This window comes from Sphaerisporangium viridialbum, from assembly GCF_049674955.1.
GTDB classification, from domain to species: domain Bacteria; phylum Actinomycetota; class Actinomycetes; order Streptosporangiales; family Streptosporangiaceae; genus Sphaerisporangium; species Sphaerisporangium viridialbum.
Genome location: NZ_CP187232.1, coordinates 6508278 through 6524802 on the forward strand (window position 1 = coordinate 6508278; position 16525 = coordinate 6524802).

The following is a 16525-nucleotide window of genomic DNA, read 5'->3' on the forward strand; positions in this document are numbered from 1 at the left end:
GCGGATCAACCGGTTCCGCCCCCACACCCGTCTCACCGGGGAAGGTCAGCGGAAGGAGCGGGACCCGCGCCAATGCCGGGGCGGCGGGGAAGGGAACGAAGACACGACGTGCCACACCCGACTCCTCACACCATCCAACAGCACCTCCGCATGCCCGCTCAGGAAAGTGGTGCGCAGCCCATGCAGCTCTGGGTGCAGGTGTCGCTGGTGCAGTCCTCGGAGTCCATGCCGCTGGGGAGTTCGTGAAGCGGTCCTACCTGGGCGTCCAGGTCGAACAGGTCGAACAGGTCGGCGATCACATCGGCTGGAGACTCGACATGGCTCATAGCCAGGACGATACGCCGCCGTGTGCGGCATGTCTCAAGATTTCCCCGAAGGCGGGAACGCGCCCATCAAGCCGGGGCCGTGATGACGAACACCCTGCTGTGCCGCTTATCGGCCACGACCATAGCCGGTACGTCGGTACTCCCCACGGGATGGACCTCGATCCGCAGACCGGCCAGCGCGCCGCGGGCCTGACCCCACGCCCGAACCCGGTCGGCCATCTCACCGGCGAGCCGTTCCCCGCCAGGCCCGTACGCGCACACCCCCAACTCCACCATGGCCTCGTCGGTGCCGCTGCCGGCAGGGCGACGGATCAGGTACGCGTGTCGGTGGTGTAGCAGCCCATGCTGCCCCACGTGTAGATCGGCGCCACCAGCCCCGCCTCCAAGGCGCGGGTGAGCACGATGATCCGGCAGACCGCCGCCGACGCACCGGCCAACCAGAAATCCAGATGGTCGAACGGCTTCCACGGCACCACGACCTGCGACCAGACCAGGACCGGCGAGACACCCAGAGCGGACCCGAGCGCATCCACCTCGACCGGCTGCCCATCGTCGACACGGATTCTCACCCCGCTGTCGACAGGCAACTCCACGTTGCGTTCCTCGACCGCTCCCGGCCCCCGCATGGGCATGAACCCGCACTCCTCGATCGACACGCTGCGCCACACGTCGCCGTCGAGCTCCAACGCCACCGACCGGGTCACCCCCCGGATCCGCAACGGGACGACCAGCCGGCCACCCGGCGCCAACTGCTCCCGCCACGCCGACGGCACATCCCACGCCCCCGCCGTCACGATGATCCGGTCATAAGGTGCGCCCTGCGGGTAGCCGTCCTCGCCGTCGCCGTGGACAACCCACACGGACTCATAGCCCGCAGCCGCCAGACCGCGTCGGGCTCCCGCCACGATGTCCGCCCCGATGTCGACCGTGGTCACCTGACCGAACGGGCCGGCAAGCGCTGCCAGGCACGCCGCGTTGTAGCCGGTGCCCGCGCCGATCTCCAACACCCGATGCCCCGGCTGGACATCCAGCTGCTCCAGCATCGCCGCGACCACGCCCGGACCGGACGCGGAGCTGATCGCGATCCCATCCGCGTCCCGGTGCGTGACCACCGACTCCGGCCCGTAAGCCCGCTCCAGGGAGGCCTCAGGCACGAACAGGTGCCTTGGCACGGAACGCATCGCGGCCTCGACCGACGCCGTACGGACGCCTCCCCAGCTCAGCAACGTGTCGACCATCGCGCTGCGTAGGACATCGGCGGAACCGCTCGAGACAGTCGAAGTCGTAGGGATTCCCATCCTGCCAGCGTATTGCTCGAAGACTGGGCCGCGAGGCCCTTCCGGGGTGGCGGTCATGGCGGTGTAGATGGCCCCCGGACGCCGATGCGTCCACCCTGCTGTGCTAGACGTGCAGGGTCACTCAGACATCAGAGCCATGAAAGCATCTGTGCCTTCAAGACTGAGCAAGACGCGAAGGGCGCCAGCTTTGCGGAGGTCTTCTGCGGAGCTGCGGCCCGACGCCACCGCAATAGCCGGCACACCCATCTCCAGCGCGGCCTCGACATCGGCAGGGCTGTCGCCGATCAGCACAGCATCTGTCGCAGAGACCGGTTCACCGAATGCCGATGTCGCCCGTGTCAACGCAATCCGAACCAGCCCGGCGCGCTCGTCATTATCCTCACCAAACGCGCCGATATCCCACCGAATATGGCGGTCCAGGTCGAATGTTTTGAGCTTGATCTCAGCGACGCGACGGACATTGCCAGTCAGAACCGTTTGGACGACACCGGGTACTGCGGCGAGGGCATTGAGAGCAGCGCCCGCTCCTGGCAGCGCATGTCCGCGTTGCCGCAGCTCATCTCCCCGTTCGATGTGCGCTTCAGCAAGCGCCTCAGCGAACCGCTCGAAGTCGTGTCGGTTGGTCGTCAGGCCGTGCAACTTCGCTGTCTCCCGGAAGATCACCGCCTCGGTGATGCCGTCGATTTTCGCCTGTTGCTGCATCGGCAGGCCGGTGACTTTCTCGAATGCCTGAGCAGACAAAGCGCGACCCACTCCCCGGGTATCGACGAGAGTGTGGTCGATGTCCCAAAGCACAATCCGGCGAGCCGGCATGTTCCCCTACACTCGTCAGCTGACGTGCTACAAACTGTCACACACAAGCCACGACTAGGCCATGCTGTGGTCGGCCTGGTCCTAGCTCAACGCATCGACCAGGAGAGGTGCCGCAATGGGGTTGCCCGAGCTCCCCGTGGGTGAACGGGTTCGCTACTGGCGCGAGAAGAAGCGGCGTAAGCAAGCTGCGGTCGCCGGGCTCTGCGGCATCAGCGAGGAGTACCTGTCTCAGATCGAGCGCGGCTTGAAGGTGCCGTCGCTGCCGGTGCTGCCGCACCACGCGCAGGCGAAAGTGTCGGTCAGGATGTTGTGTGGCGTGCTCGAGAGGGTCTTGTTGGTGCTGGACACCCGGGGTGCTCCTTGCTGAGAAGTCTGTAATGACAGCAAGAGCAGGCCGAGCGACCTCGACGAAGACGCCCACCCCATACGCCGCGACATGAGTGCCGGCATGGGGGTGTGGGCTGGGTCAGGGCACCGGAAAAATCACGTCCGGTCACCGTCCAGGAGGGACGGCATCAAGGAGACGGACGGCTAGGCGGTGCAGCGAGGCGCGCTCGGCGCTGGCCGGAACACAAAATCTCTTTTCTAGGGCACAGCAGGCCCAGAGCAGACCGAAGGAACTCCGCCAGAGTAACAACAGCTCCCAGGTGGGTGCCAACGGATTCAGGCTCTCGAAGACTTCAGCGAAAGGGCAGCGTCTTCCCCGGCGCTGCCGCCTGCTGCTGGAAGGGGACCGGTCAGTCCACCTTCTCTACGTCGTCCTGCCCGTTGGTGGGTGGACGCAGCGGCCGGAGTCCCTGGCTGGGGGCCGACGGGGTGATGGCGTAGCGGCCCAGGCAGTTGAGGTGGGCGTGACCGAGGGGGGACAGGCGTGCTGACCAGCACACCAGCCCCTGGAGGCGCGGTTGTACGGCTGTGCCCTCTCCCAGTCCGGCTCGAGTTCGCCGTCGGGGTCGCGGCGATGGCCGCGGAGATGGAACGCGAGACGCAGCACTCACGAACCCGCACAGTTTCAAGATCAAGATTGCCGATCTATAGACAGCGCCCATCAGCCACGGTGACGGTGCGCCGGTCAAACTGTAAAATTTAATGGCAGGTGACCAGCGTTGTTCCATTAGCGCAGGGAGATCTATTTCATGCTAAGCAACGAAGTGCCAGGTCTGAAGATACGCTTTGAGCACCATCCCAAGTGCGCTGTCCTGCATCTGAGCGGTGAACTCGGCCAGGATTCGCCAGCTCGACTTCGAGACGAAATCGTCTCGGCCATAGATGGACTCTCTCCTCCACTGCTCGTCCTTAACATTGAAAAGTAAGCTCTTACGACGAGGCGGGGGCTTAGCGCTATTATCGCTGCGGTGAAGCGGCTGAACCGTCACGAGGGGCGCCTATTAATAGCTGCGACACCGTCCGATATCATGCGCTCTTTTGAGCGGCACAATCTAGTACAACAATTAGAGCTGCGTGACAGCGTCGACCAAGCTGTCAGGGAACTCGAAGGCCTGTAGTTCTCTAATCTAAGAGCATTAGCGAAAGCCTGCTACTTAACGACTTTCGGGACTATCTTCTCCCCTAGTCGCCAACCACAAGCGACGTAGCTCCCCCCGCCATCCAAGTACAGATCCCATACCCATCCCACCCAACCACTTTCCCTGTGCTGTACGTAGCTCCACGTGTTTCCTGACTCGTTCTCGACGTAGCAGCCAAGGAGGAAGTGGGAGGGGGCGTTAGTGGTGTAAATGGTTGTACAGCTACCATGAGGCCAGCACGCGCCGAGGACCAGCAGGAGCCACCAGCGACCGGCGATCGCCGGTGAAGAGGAGAAGATTCGTGCGGCGGCGGGGGAGTCGATAGGGTGCCAGGTCACGACCGCACCCGGTTCAACACAGGCTGGTCAGGGCTCTGCCGCAGCTCGTGGCACCTCCACAGCTGCCATGCCGACACTGCCTGCCCGGGTCATGGGACACGCGGCCATCTTCACGGCCGGGCAGTCGGGCCCCGGTCGACGGGTCAGGAGGAACGAGTGGCACAGATCATCGCCGAGGTCTCACGGACGTTCAACGAGTTTCTGCTCTTGCCGAACCGGACCCGGACCGACTGCTCGCCAGCGACGGTCGACCTGTCCACGCCCCTGGTGCGGCACGTCGTGGGCGAGCAGTCGGCGATCGAACTGGGCTCCCCGTTCACGTCCGCCATCATGCAGGCTGTCAGCACACCGGAACTCGCGATCGCGCTCGCGCGCAACGGCGGACTGAGCTTCCTGCACCACAACCAGTCGATCCAGGACCAGGCCGCAGCCGTTCGCCAGGTGAAGAACTTCAAGGCGGGGTTCGTCACCAGCGACACCAACGTCCGCCCGGACGACAGCCTGAGCCACCTGGTCGCCATCATGCAACGCACCGGTCACAGCACCGCCGCGGTCACCCACGACGGCACCGCCACCGGCCGGCTGCTCGGCCTGGTGACCTCCCGCGACTTCCATCCCCAGCGTCACGACCTCGACGGACCGGTGAGCGGTCGGATGACCGCCATCGCCGATCTGCCCCACGCCGGTGCCGACACCACGCTCTCTGAGGCCAACGCACGGCTGTGGGACCAGCGGCTCGACTGCCTCCCGGTGCTGAACACCGAGGGCCATCTGTAGCATCTGGTGTTCCGGTCCGACTACGCGGACAACAAGCGCTTCCCGAACCAGGCCGTGGACACCGCCAAGCGCCTGCGCGTGGGCGCGGGCATCAACACCCACGACTACCAAGAGCGCGTCCCCGCCCTGCTGGAGGCGGGCGCGGACGCGCTGTGCTTCGACTCCTCCGATGGCTACAGCGACTGGCAAGCGCAAGCCCTCACCTGGGTGAAGAAGCACTACCCGGAGATCCCGGCCGGCGGTGGCAATGTGGTCGACGGTGAAGCCTTCACCTTCCTTGCCGAGGCCGGCGCGGACTTCGTCAAGGGCGGCGTGGGCGGCGGCTCCATCTGCATCACCCGCGACCAGAAGGGCATCGGCCGCGGCCAGGCCACTGCGGTGCTGGACGTCGCCGCGGCCCGGGACGCCTTTCGCGATCGCACTGGCGAGTACGTGCCGATCTGCTCCGACGGTGGACTGGTACACGACTACCACGTGGCCCTGGCGCTGGCGATGGGAGCAGACTTCGTCATGATGGGGCGTTACTTCGCCCGCTTCGACCAGGCGGCCGGCGCGAAGCTCCCCACCCGCGACGGCTTCGTGAAGGAGTACTGGGGCGAGGGCTCGAACCGTGCCCGCAACTGGCAGCGCTACGGCCAGGGCAGCCAGGGACTGATCTTCGAGGAAGGCGTCGACGGCTACGTCCCCTACGCCGGCGACCTCAATGAAGGGCTCGCCGTGACCATCGCCAAACTCAAGACCACGATGGTGTCTTGCGGCTCGGTCACACTTCCGGAATTCCAGTCCACAGCCCGGCTGACCCTGGTCTCCGACCAGAGCTTCCAGGAGAGCCACGCCAACGTCACCCTGCGGGACACCCCGGCGACCGTCGCCTGAGAGGCTGCCAAGAGCCACGGACTACTGGCCGGAGGGGGAATAATGCACAGTCGGAATAACCCCTCCCGCCAGTAGTCAAACACCTCACCCGCGGTTGCCTGAGCACCGCCGCCGACGAACGCGGCCGCACCTACCGGCGCCGGCTGACCAGCTTGGCATTCAAGGGCGAGAGCGAGGTCCGCGGCGTCCAAGCCACCTGGGTCGTTGGCCAGCCGGTCGAGACCGCCGTCCGCGTCCTGGAACGGCTGGCCAGACCCGACAACGACGTCCTGTTCTCGGTGCTGTCCAGCTCGATGCATCAAAACCGTGTCGATCCTCAGCGGTCCAAGACCAGCACCCAGACCATCAGGGACATCCACGAGTTCATCGACTGGATCAACGACTACTGCGCCACCCACGGCCTCACCGACATCATCCCGCTCGTCCGCGGGCAACGCTGGAGGGTCAACGCCCGCCAGTTCCGGCGCACTTTGGCCTGGTTCATCGCGCGCCGCCCCGGCGGCAGCATCGCCGGCGCCATCGCCTACCGGCACTTGAGCGTCCAGATGTTCGAGGGCTACAGCGGAACCTCCGAATCAGGATTCCGGCCAGAGGTCGAAGCAGAACAGGCCATGGCCCGCGGCGAAAAGCTTCTCGATCTGGTCAGCACCACCGAGCACCGCCAGCTCACCGGACCATCCGCACGGCGAAGCCGAAGTCCGGTTGGAGCAGTTCGCCCAGCAGGCGAACTTCTCCGGCAAAGTCGTCACCGACCGCGCCCGGCTCAAGCGCCTGATGACCCGCCACGATCCACACATCTATCCCGGCAGCTTCGTCACCTGCATCTACGTCCCCGAACGAGCGCTATGCAGTCGCGAGGACGACAAGCACGACGGTCCTTCGCTGGGAGACTGCCAGCCGCTGCGCTGCCGCAATGTCGCCCTCGACGCCGGCAACCGCACAACTCTGACCGGCCACCTGCACGAATTGGACCAAGCGCTCGGTGATGGTGAAGCCCTGGCACCCTATCCACGGCGACGAATGGAACAGCAAAGCGAGGAGATCACCACGTTCCTCCACCGCCACTCGAGCAACCAGGACCCCGCATGACGCAGACCTTGCCCACCGACGAGCAAGTCCAGCAGGCCATGGACCAGGTGCTCACCCAGTCCGCCGAAACCGGACGAGCGCCCACCATCACCGCCGTCGAACGCCGCCTGGGCATCCGGCACGCCACCTTCTACCGGCACTACCAGCACCAGATCACCGGCTACTTCCATCCCCGAGCCCAACGCACCCGGCCACCCGCCGCTGACGACCCGGGAAACAACGTCCCAGAAACGGCCCAACAGACCCTGCAGCGGGTCCGCCAGGAGAACACCGAACTACGAAAACTCGTGCAGATCTACGCCGAGACCATCCGACAACTCACCGTCGACCACACCGCACTGTCAGCCGAATTGGACAAGTCGAGGGGGGGTCACCGAGTTGCACTCGCGCCGACACTGAGACAGAAGAGAAGACTCTGCTCAAGGCAGCTTCTTGGTTGTTCTCCCTGGAGCACCAGACCGGGCTCACCTTGACGGCGTTGGGGGATCTGCCCTCCGGGGAGGAGCACTTCGCCGCGTCGGTGGGGACGCGCCGCACAATCGAGCGGCGCGCCCGCGCGCTGATCGGCACCCGCCTGGCGAACGTCCAAGCGCAGCGCGGCCAGCCGGAGGCCTCAGCCGCCACCGTGCTCGACCTGCGTGACGACCTGACCGGGGTGTCCTCGGCCAGGGTGACCGGCCATCTACGGGCGCTGCGCGCCGCGTGGGTGCCGTACCGGGCCGACCGGCAGGTGGGCGAAGCCGACCGGCTGCTCGCCGGACTCCTGCGCTAGGTGGGCGGCAGGAGCATCACGTCGTAGGCCGGGGCGTCCTCCGACGCCTCGATCCGGCCGATCACCTGGTACCCCCACCGCGGGTAGGCGGAGTAGGCGGGTTCGTTGTCCACGATGCAGTGCAGCGCCGTCCACGGCTCCTCGCGCAGGGCCAGCATCGCGTCATGCAGCTGCCGGCCGAATCCCTGCCGGGCGTGGTCTGGCAGCACCATCAGCTCCCGCAGCCAGAACACCTGCCCGGCGTCGGCCGCCTCCTGGACCTCCTGCGGGCGGGCGTCCCCGAGCGTCACCCACGACGGCCAGTCGCCCGGCATGGTCAACCCGTAGGCGCACCCGACGAGTTGTCCGTCGATGCGGCCGGCGAGCACCCCGCACCCGTCTATGCTCATCGCGGCGCGCAGGTTCTTGCCGAACACGGCGGCCGAGAACCGCGGGTTACCCGCGTACGGCGGGATCCTCCACACCACGCCGAACAGGTCCACCAGCTCATCAGCGAGGACCTCCACTGCGGGCCCGGCGTGGTACTTCATCTCGAGGTCGGTCACCGCCGCACCTCCTTGTCGTCGCGCCCGATCAGGCGATGTTCACGGCCAGGCGCTCGGTGACCTCTCGAACCCGCCCAGACGACGACTGGTACGGGGCCAGCCCATCACGGACCACGACGAGTTGCCGCTTCGCGCGCGTGGAGCTTAGCCCGCTTTCCACCAGATGTAGAGACTCGTGGGTCGCGTCCACCGCACGATCCAACTCCTGCGCGCCCACTGCGGCGTGCGCGAGGCTGCCGAGCGCCATGCTGCGGTTCCGGCTGAACTCCAACGGCTGACCAGCCGCCGCCTGGTCAAGGAGTTGCACGGCCTGCCGGTGCTGGCCGAGGCGAAGACGCCCCATCCCTTCGAGCGTCGTCATCTCCGCCGGGTTCAGAAACGCCACCCAGTTCGGATCACGGTCGCTGTCGCCGCGATCGAATTCGGTCCACGCGCGTTTGATCGCCGCGCGGAACGAGACGTCGTCGCCGAGCGTGGCTTGGCTCTGCGCTTCGCGGACCGCGAGCAGCGCCTGCACGCGGGGCGGCGCCGACCAGTCGCCGGCGTGGACCTGCGCGAGCCGGGCGAACCGCAGCGCCTCCCGCCCTTTGCCCAAGTCGATTGACTGCCGCGCCATGTTCGACAGCACCCGCGTGGCCAGCGCGGTGTCGCCGGCCAGCAGCGCGTTGTTGAGCCCCTCGGTGTAGTACACCCGCGCTAGTTCCTGCCGGTCCGCGTCGTAGCAGTACCACCCGAGCGAGATGGTGAGCTGTCCGGCGATGCCTTGCAGGTCCTGGGCGATGGGCTCGCTGTAGGTGCCGTGCTCGATGAGCTGGTGCACCCACATCAGGTTGGCGTGCGCCAGGTTCAGCAGCCGGTCGCCGCCGAACCGCTGGTCGATGGCATCCAGGTCCGCCGCTGTGGCGCGCAGCAGCTCCAGCTCCTGCGCCCCGACGCTCGGCCCTCGCCCACTGGACTGGCCGGTCTTCAACCACGGCAGGTCCGCAGCACCCACAGCGGACAACCCGAGGGCAGCGGCCCCGGCAATCAGCGTTCGTCGATCCACAGGATCGAGATTGCCACCTGCGGGCCCCTCATCGCGAGGGGACGCCAGCGGCGCGAACACGACCGCGTCCTGCACCGGCCCCACGGGAAAGGCCGGGGTGAACCCCAACGCTTCCGGGGGGTGGCCGAACATGTGCTCCAGGAGCACCCGGTGATCTGCGCGCGGCCACGGAGGGGCGGCGGTCTCCCACCGCCGGTACTGGCGAGGGGAGACCGCAGTCAGGTGCCTGATCGTCCCGGCCGCGTGCAGCTGCGCAGCCAGCAGGGTGAGTTCCTGCGCGGCCTGTTCCTGCGTCAACCTCTTCGCCTGCCGCGCGGCCTTCAGCGAAGCGTTCCCGGGCCCGCGCGTGCTCCCGCTGCTGAGACTCACTCACCTAACGTAACGGCCCTGTAGGCCCTACGGGGAGCATTCACAGGGCCGAGATGCGTAACCGTGCCCGTATCCGGGAAACGGCCACCCGAAAGGCCGCTCAAAGGCCGGTCGGCTCGCCGAAAAGGGCCGGTGAAACGGCCGGTACAGCCTGAGACGGCCGGTGGAGAGACCCCCGGAACGTCCTGGGAAACCGGGCACCTCGGTGATCTGCTGATCAGACATGCCGTGCACGGCCGCGATGACGCGGAAAGACCGGAACCCGCCGGATGAGGCCATCAAACCGGCGGGTCCCTTGATCGCAACTGGAGTGCGACCCAATGGACGACTGTAGAGGGCAGCGAGCCAGACCACACGACATCCCTTCCTCACGCCGCAAATCATCCGGCCGGCACAGGCACGGCCGCCCGCGTGCCACGGTGCCCCCCGGGCGGTTCGACGCCGCGCAGGAGGCCACCGCCGCGCACCTCACGATGACCAGACCGGGGTGGCTGGTCATCTACGGCAAGTGGGGTCGCCGGTTCTACGGCATCCCCTACGCCAAGGGCGTCGCCCACCCGGTGGAAGCCCCCAGCGTGGGCGACCTCCACCTGGCGATGATCGAGGCAGAGTTCCAGGGCAGCCGATGACCGGCGACTCGCCCGCGCCGGCGCCCCGGGCCGAAGCGCCGCAGCAGGCCGCTTCCTCGGCCGGCGTACGGTCCATCGGCTACAAGTTGGAGACCCGCGCCCCGGGGGAAGCCGACTGGAACGTCGTGCGCCTGGACATCGTCCCCGGCCGGTCGCCGCTGGAGACCGCGCAGGAGCAGTGCCGCGCTCACGCCGCCGACGACCCGGACCTGTGGGTGCAGGTCAGCGCGTGGGACTTCACCACGTACGTCGGCCACTCGGAGCTGCCTGAACTGGCCTCCACGCGCATCGCGTGGATGACCAGCATCCTGGAAAGCCGCGTGGCACCGCACTACCAGCACATGCTCCCCGGCAAGGCCGCCGACGCGGGAGGAACGAATGGCTGACCACAAGCCCCGCCACGGCGGCATCCCCCCGGCGGGGAAACCCGACTCCCAGCAACTGGCCCCTGCCGACGCGCGGACACTCGTCCTCGCACTGAAGAAGGAGCTGGATCGCAGCAACGTGCCGTCCAACGCGTACGAGTTGCAGGGCGGCGGGGCCGCGCTGTCGCTGTGGCTGAACCTGGTGGCCCGCACCGATGGGCGGATCATCTGGTGGGACTCCCTGCGCCTGGGTGCCCGCGGCAAGCCGTTGATGAGCTACGCGTGCACCGCTAAGGGTGCTGCCCGGCGGCTCGCCGTGCTGTACCTCCAGGCGCGCGAGCGGTGGCCGGCGGATGCGCTGGAAGTTCCGAAGTCCGCCAGGTGGGAACCACGCCGCGCTGTCTCCCTGGCGGCTGCGGCCGTCGAGCCGCTCCCGGATACGGCGTCCCGGTGACGCCCCCACAGACGAGGGGCTGGGGGCCTGCGCATCGAGTCGTCAGGCCTCCCGCCCCTTCCACGCCGCGCAGGCCTGGTCGAATGACGGCACGCTGGGTAGATCGCATTGCACCCGGGATTGGAGGTACGTCCGTTGTCTGGCCGCAGATACGCCAAGCAGACGGCTGAGGAGCGGCTCGCTGATCAGAGGCAGCGGCTCATTGGCGCCGCCCACGACCTGTTCGGCAACGTCGGGTTCAACAACACCCGGGTCGTGGACCTCACCGCGCAGGCGGCGGTGTCGTCCCGCACGTTCTACGAATGCTTCCCCGACCGCCAGCATGGTCGCCTGGAACTGCTGAAACTGGTGTACGACCGGTGCGCGCAGGACGCCATCGACGCGGTCCGAGACGCGGTGTCGCGGCTGGGCGCGGACCCGCAGGACTGGACACGCGTGGCCGTCGAGGCGTACGTGCGGTTCGTGACCGGCGACCCGCGTAGAGCCCGGATTCTGTACCGGGAAGCCGCCCAAGGCGGGGAGTACCTACGCCAATCCCGGGAGTGGACGGCCACGCACCTGGCCGCGCTTCTCGGTGACACAGATCATCCGCAAGGGGACCTGGTCGCCAAGGGGGTCGTGGCCGCCCTGGAAGGGCTTCTCGCTGATGGGGACCACACCTCCACCGCCGACATCACCGCGGCCGCCATGCACATCGCTGGACGGGCATTCGACGAATGGGAGCACACGATGACTGATGGCCCTGCTCTGGACCAGTGGAGGCCCCCCGTTTCCGAGCCAACGCAGATAGACACGAGGGTGCCGTCGACCGCGCGGATGTACGACTACATGCTCGGGGGGAAGGACAACTACGCCGCCGACAGGGGCGCGGTGCATCGGCTGGTCGAGATGATGCCGGAGGCGCCCGACCTCGCGGAGGCGAACCGGGCGTTCATGGTCCGCACGGTCGGGTTCTGCGCCACGGCGGTGTCCCAGTTCATCGACCTGGGCACCGGGATCCCCACGTCGCCGAACGTCGATGAGGTGGCCAGGCAGGTCAACCCGGAGGCGGTCGTCGTGGGTGTGGACATCGACCCTGTGGTGCTGTCCCACGGCCGGGCGTTACGCGCCGGCGTGCACATCGTCGATGGCGACGTCCGCGACCCCGAAAAGGTCATCCGCCAACTGGCCGAGGTCATCGACTTCGCCGAGCCGGTGACGTTGATCGCGACGTCGCTGCTGAACTTCATCCCCGACGACCCGGGCAGCATCGTCCGGGTGTTCCGCGCCGTTATGGCCCCAGGGAGCCTGCTTGTGGTATCACACGGCACCGATGAGGGGGCACCTCCTGAGACGGTGACCCGGTTCCGCGAGGTGTACGCCAAAGCAGCATCCCCGGCGGTGTTCCGCCGGATCGCTGACATCAAGGCCATCTTCGACGGGTTCACCTTGCTCGACCCCGGCCTGGTGGACGTGCAGCAGTGGCGGCCGGACGGCATCGCTCAGCCGGTGCTGGGGATCCGCATGCTCGGCGCGGTCGCCCGCGTACCGCAGCCTCCCAGGGTGCTGGACGGGCGCCCGGCCCTCACCGGGGAGCTGGTGCTCGCGTGACTTCCCCCCTGCCGGGAGGCGCCCCACCGGGTGACGTGGCGGCGAAAGCAGAAGTCGCCGTGCAGCACATGATCGAGATGGACCGGTGCCGGCGAGCCGCGACCGCCGTGGTGGGTGAGTGGGGCATCACCCGGGCCGATCTCAACCGGGCGGCGTGGCGGCTCGGTGTCCCCCCGGTGGACCACCACACAATGGTGATCATCCTGAGGAGTCTCCGCGATCTGACCCCTTGAGCTGTCACGGCCCCCGCCTGTCCATACCCGGGGCCGTGACACCCCGGCCGGGCAAACTCGCCACGCCTCTTGCCCGTGGCAGAGACGCGGCCGGAACCTGCGGTGGCCCCGAGAGCCGACCTCTCTCGGGGCCACCGCGTCATTTTGAATCCTCCAGAAGGGACAAATCCCCCCGTGTCCTCCAGCGCATCCCAGCCGCAGAAATTCGAAGAAGCTCTCGCGGTATTCACCACCCGGGTATCGGGCAATGCCTTGCCATGGTGGGCATTCCTCGGTGCTCGCCTGACCGTCCCGGTCGTCTTCCTCGGGGTAGGGCTGGCCTTATGGGAGGTCCTCGGTGACCTGGCTCTGCCGGTCGCGAGCGGCCTATTCGTCGTGTGGTGGGCGGCACGTATGCGGACCCGCGGCCAGCTCGGGCAGGTTGATTGGGACACGGCGGACACCTACTGGCAGACCGCGCACCTTCAGGTGCCTGACGCCACTAACGCGGTCATCGCCGCTGTCACCAGCGCCACGCTCGCACGATACAGGCGCATAACTGGCATCCACCCGTACCTGCGTTCCTGTCCGGGGGGCATCCAAGACGGCGCGTGCAGGCACCCCGAGTGCCTCAGCGTCGGGGTGCTGTGGGTCGGGCGGCGTCGCGTCCTGGTGATCGGCCGCCGTGCCGCCCACCTGCGACCTGAGGTACTGGAATCGATTTTGTATCACGAGGTACGGCACTCGACAGGGGTCATGGGCCCCTATGCCGTCATGCAGGTCACCATGAGCATGGCCGGGTGGATCGTCGGAGCGTGTCTTCCTGTCCCCCTGCTGGTCGCGGTCCCCACGGTCTGGGCCGCCGCAGGCGCGGTTGCGTGGCTGAACGAGCTGATAGCCGACACCGCGGCCGTACGCACCACAGGCGTGGCTTCCTGCGTCGCCTCCCTGAAAGCAACCAGGCTTCAGCTCGCCGGCGTCCCGGTGCGGCGCCGGGTGGCGCATTACGTGTTCATCGCCTTGTTCCCCACTCATCCGCCCATGTGGCTACGGGTGGCTGCGGCGCATTCTGCCGGTCTGCTGCTACGGCCTCGCCCTCGCCCAGCGGGCATCTGACGCCATCACGGGTTGAACCTGCCGGTCAGATAGGAATGCCCCAGCCCACGAAACCCGGAGCCGCGACGACGATCCCGTAGTCGGCCGCCGTCGCGGGAACGGGCTACACGACCCCTGCGGGGAGGGACGCGGGCGACGCCCGGTACTCCCAGCTCGGGCACACCCACCCCACGCAACGCATCCCGCTGCCGTGGACCATGTCTGGGACGCTGACATTGCATTGGTGGAGGGGTGTAGGTCCCGGGTAGCTCGGTCACACCGTTGCCGACGATGGAGAACAGGGGCGTCAGGTCCGCCTCCGGTACGGCCAGGGCGAGGTCGGGAATCGAGCGAATAGCCGACTACCTGGACATGACACGAGCTTTGCTCACCAAGACCACAGCGACCTTCAACGGTCGGGTCTGCGTGCCGGCTGGCTGTCGCTGTCGGGGGTCCCGGTGCCCGAGGGTTTCGCCTCAGCCATCCAGGTCCGCGCAGTTGAGGCAGCATCGTCCAGCTGGATGGCGTACTGCGGCGCCCCAGCCGGGGACCGGTGACGGATCGGCGGACGCCGACGGCGCACGCCAGCCTCAGGTGCTGCACCGCGCGAGCGGCGCCCTGGCTCGGAACGCCGCAGTGGGCACGCAAGGGCGAATGCCCGGCGGAAGAGGTCCACCGGGCATTCGCTGAGGTGTTGTTGTGCTGTCAGGGGTGTCGCGAGATCTCCGGTCGCCAGCATGGAACAACGTCGGCTTGGGACGGAAGAGCACCCCGCTCGCGGGTCACTGGGAGTGGATGTAGACCTCGTCGAAGACCTCGGCGAGTTTGGTGAGGTCCTGGGTGATCCCCTTCTCGGGGTCGCTGGCGTCGAAGGTCACCGAGAGCCGGCCGAGCCCCTTGCGGGCCTGGAGGGCCTTCCACATGGTGTTGGTCGCCAGTCCCTGGTCCAGGAGCCGCCAGGTCGCGCCGTCCCAGCTCTGCCGGTGGGTCCAGAGCATGACCGTCTGCACGCCCGCCTGCAGGGGCAGGTCGACGCGCAGCTTGGCCGCCGCCTCCGCCTGCGCGGCGGTGAGCTGGTTGGCGCCGCTGTGGGCCAGGCCCACCTCCCTGGCGCCGATGTGGACGCGGGTGTCCCAGCCGCGGGCCCGCACGCCGATCCACTGGTTGCGCAGCGCCTTGTCCGGGGTGATCTTGTACTTGGCGTACTCGCTGGCGAACAGCCCGCTGGAGACGTTGACGTGGTCGACGTCGCCGGTGAGGACGTACTTCTCGACGTTGGCCCGGCTGATCAGCGGGTACTTGGTGCGGAGCGCGGCCTGGCAGGGCTCGGAGACCCCGCAGCCCATCTCGGGCACCACCACGTCGACCGCGAGCTGCTTGCCCGCCGGCATGGCCGCCCGCAGGGCGGTGGAGGCGTCCTTGACGAACTTGCGGACGTCGGTGGCGGACTTGAAGCCCCAGTAGCCGAGGTCCTGGGCGAACTTCACGCCCACGACTCCCGGCCTGTTGGCCTGTGCGGCCATGGAGGCGACCGCGGCGTCGAACTGGTCCTTGCCTGCGGTCCACGCGGGGGCCAGCTCGCTTTCGATCCAGACCCGCATGCCGAGCTTGACGGCCGTGGCGGCGGCCTTGCCCGTGGCGTCGTCGGGCGCCGCGAGGGGCTGCTTGGACGCCGTGGGCGCCGCGCTCGGCTCGGGGGCCGCCGAGGCGGTGGGCTCGGGGGCGTTCGCGCTGGCGCTCGGGGCGGGCTGCTCGGTGCCGTCGGGCACCGTCGAGCTCTCGACCAGCGGCGCCTGACTGGCATCGACCGGGGCGGCACTCGGATCAGCCTGGGTCGTGGGGTCGGCCTGGTTCTGCGTGGTCCCGTCAGGCGTCGGCAGCGCGCTGGCGGTGGCCCGCCCGGAGTTCGTCGACGGAGCCGCCGACGCCCCCGATCCGTCACCCGAGCAGTCGAACTCGCCGCCGAGGCAGGCCTTGTCCGGCGGGTTGGTGACGTTGCCGCTGGTGTCCTTGCAGACGTACTTGCCGACGCTCTGGTCGTACTTGCACAGCACCTGGTCGGTGTCGGCGCAGCCCTGCATGCCGGGACCCTTGTTGGTCTTGTCCTTGCAGAACAGGACCGGGCCCGGATAGGGCACCGCTTCCTTCAGCTTCTCGCCGTCGTTGCGCGCCCAGAACCGGACGGTGTCGAGGGCGTCCTTGGGCGTCTTCGCCATCCAGGAGCAGTACATGAACTCAGGGGTGCCGGTGCCCAGGATGTCGTCGCACTCGCTGTTGGAGGCGGGGTCGGTCGCTCCAGGATCGGCCAGGGCCATGCCCGTGGGGATGCCGATGGTCAGCGTGAAGAGCACCGCGATGAGAGCGATGATCCACTCGCGTTTGCGAAGTCGGGGCATTGCGGTCTCT

At 67.7% G+C, this 16525-nt stretch carries 20 protein-coding genes; 13 read left to right on the forward strand and 7 right to left on the reverse strand.

Annotation, left to right across the window (positions count from 1 at the left end; all coding sequences use genetic code 11):
- Positions 1-158: 158 nt before the first annotated feature.
- The 4 genes from ACOZ38_RS29440 to ACOZ38_RS29455 form a co-directional block, all read right to left on the reverse strand.
- The gene (locus ACOZ38_RS29440; protein ID WP_424534402.1) at positions 159-326 is read right to left on the reverse strand and encodes an FDLD family class I lanthipeptide; all 168 of its coding nucleotides are present in this window, start codon (positions 324-326) and stop codon (positions 159-161) included.
- A gap of 66 nt (positions 327-392) precedes the next feature.
- Positions 393-602, reverse strand: a complete 210-nt coding sequence (locus tag ACOZ38_RS29445) for a hypothetical protein (RefSeq protein WP_424534403.1) — start codon at positions 600-602, stop codon at positions 393-395.
- A gap of 35 nt (positions 603-637) precedes the next feature.
- The gene (gene fxlM, locus ACOZ38_RS29450) at positions 638-1681 is read right to left on the reverse strand and encodes a methyltransferase, FxLD system (protein ID WP_424534404.1); all 1044 of its coding nucleotides are present in this window, start codon (positions 1679-1681) and stop codon (positions 638-640) included.
- 60 nt (positions 1682-1741) lie between these two features.
- Entirely contained in the window at positions 1742-2437 is a 696-nt protein-coding gene (locus tag ACOZ38_RS29455; protein ID WP_424534405.1) for an HAD family hydrolase, read from the reverse strand.
- Between the two features lie 115 nt (positions 2438-2552).
- On the opposite strand from ACOZ38_RS29455, the gene ACOZ38_RS29460 reads away from it, so the two are divergent.
- The 7 genes from ACOZ38_RS29460 to ACOZ38_RS29490 all read left to right on the forward strand — a co-directional run bounded on the left by ACOZ38_RS29460 (position 2553) and on the right by ACOZ38_RS29490 (position 7815).
- Complete coding sequence (locus ACOZ38_RS29460) at positions 2553-2804, forward strand: helix-turn-helix domain-containing protein (protein WP_424534406.1); 252 nt, start codon at positions 2553-2555, stop codon at positions 2802-2804.
- Between the two features lie 976 nt (positions 2805-3780).
- Entirely contained in the window at positions 3781-3942 is a 162-nt protein-coding gene (locus ACOZ38_RS29465) for a hypothetical protein (protein WP_424537106.1), read from the forward strand.
- Positions 3943-4457: 515 nt separating this feature from the next.
- Positions 4458-5078, forward strand: a complete 621-nt coding sequence (locus tag ACOZ38_RS29470) for an IMP dehydrogenase (RefSeq protein ID WP_424534407.1) — start codon at positions 4458-4460, stop codon at positions 5076-5078.
- A 6-nt stretch (positions 5079-5084) separates the two neighbouring features.
- Positions 5085-5954: an IMP dehydrogenase gene (locus ACOZ38_RS29475; RefSeq protein WP_424534408.1), complete on the forward strand. Its 870-nt coding sequence runs from the start codon at positions 5085-5087 to the stop codon at positions 5952-5954.
- A 702-nt stretch (positions 5955-6656) separates the two neighbouring features.
- The gene (locus tag ACOZ38_RS29480) at positions 6657-7043 is read left to right on the forward strand and encodes a hypothetical protein (RefSeq protein WP_424534409.1); all 387 of its coding nucleotides are present in this window, start codon (positions 6657-6659) and stop codon (positions 7041-7043) included.
- Positions 7040-7516 (forward strand): hypothetical protein, encoded by a 477-nt coding sequence (locus tag ACOZ38_RS29485; RefSeq protein ID WP_424534410.1) that lies wholly within the window; start codon positions 7040-7042, stop codon positions 7514-7516. The genes ACOZ38_RS29480 and ACOZ38_RS29485 overlap by 4 nt, the downstream gene beginning before the upstream one ends.
- Before the next feature lie 5 nt (positions 7517-7521).
- Positions 7522-7815 carry a hypothetical protein gene (locus tag ACOZ38_RS29490; RefSeq protein WP_424534411.1) on the forward strand — a complete coding sequence of 98 codons (294 nt, stop codon included), beginning with the start codon at positions 7522-7524 and terminating at the stop codon, positions 7813-7815.
- Here ACOZ38_RS29490 and ACOZ38_RS29495 read toward each other — a convergent pair.
- Complete coding sequence (locus ACOZ38_RS29495; protein ID WP_424534412.1) at positions 7812-8360, reverse strand: GNAT family N-acetyltransferase; 549 nt, start codon at positions 8358-8360, stop codon at positions 7812-7814. The genes ACOZ38_RS29490 and ACOZ38_RS29495 overlap by 4 nt on opposite strands.
- A 28-nt stretch (positions 8361-8388) precedes the next feature.
- Complete coding sequence (locus ACOZ38_RS29500) at positions 8389-9774, reverse strand: hypothetical protein (protein WP_424534413.1); 1386 nt, start codon at positions 9772-9774, stop codon at positions 8389-8391.
- A gap of 419 nt (positions 9775-10193) precedes the next feature.
- Between ACOZ38_RS29500 and ACOZ38_RS29505 the strand changes: the two genes are divergently transcribed.
- The 6 genes from ACOZ38_RS29505 to ACOZ38_RS29530 all read left to right on the forward strand — a co-directional run bounded on the left by ACOZ38_RS29505 (position 10194) and on the right by ACOZ38_RS29530 (position 14140).
- Positions 10194-10403, forward strand: coding sequence for a hypothetical protein (locus ACOZ38_RS29505; RefSeq protein ID WP_424534414.1), 210 nt, complete (start codon positions 10194-10196; stop codon positions 10401-10403).
- Positions 10400-10789 carry a hypothetical protein gene (locus ACOZ38_RS29510; RefSeq protein WP_424534415.1) on the forward strand — a complete coding sequence of 130 codons (390 nt, stop codon included), beginning with the start codon at positions 10400-10402 and terminating at the stop codon, positions 10787-10789. The genes ACOZ38_RS29505 and ACOZ38_RS29510 overlap by 4 nt, the downstream gene beginning before the upstream one ends.
- A complete protein-coding gene (locus ACOZ38_RS29515; RefSeq protein WP_424534416.1) occupies positions 10782-11222 on the forward strand; it encodes a hypothetical protein in 441 nt (146 codons plus the stop codon). Before ACOZ38_RS29510 ends, ACOZ38_RS29515 begins: the two co-directional genes overlap by 8 nt.
- A 135-nt stretch (positions 11223-11357) precedes the next feature.
- Entirely contained in the window at positions 11358-12812 is a 1455-nt protein-coding gene (locus ACOZ38_RS29520) for an SAM-dependent methyltransferase (protein ID WP_424534417.1), read from the forward strand.
- Positions 12809-13045, forward strand: a complete 237-nt coding sequence (locus ACOZ38_RS29525) for a hypothetical protein (protein ID WP_424534418.1) — start codon at positions 12809-12811, stop codon at positions 13043-13045. The genes ACOZ38_RS29520 and ACOZ38_RS29525 overlap by 4 nt, the downstream gene beginning before the upstream one ends.
- Positions 13046-13219: 174 nt before the next feature.
- Entirely contained in the window at positions 13220-14140 is a 921-nt protein-coding gene (locus ACOZ38_RS29530; protein WP_424534419.1) for a hypothetical protein, read from the forward strand.
- Between the two features lie 761 nt (positions 14141-14901).
- Here ACOZ38_RS29530 and ACOZ38_RS29535 read toward each other — a convergent pair.
- The gene (locus tag ACOZ38_RS29535) at positions 14902-16515 is read right to left on the reverse strand and encodes a hypothetical protein (protein ID WP_424534420.1); all 1614 of its coding nucleotides are present in this window, start codon (positions 16513-16515) and stop codon (positions 14902-14904) included.
- Positions 16516-16525 lie beyond the last annotated feature (10 nt).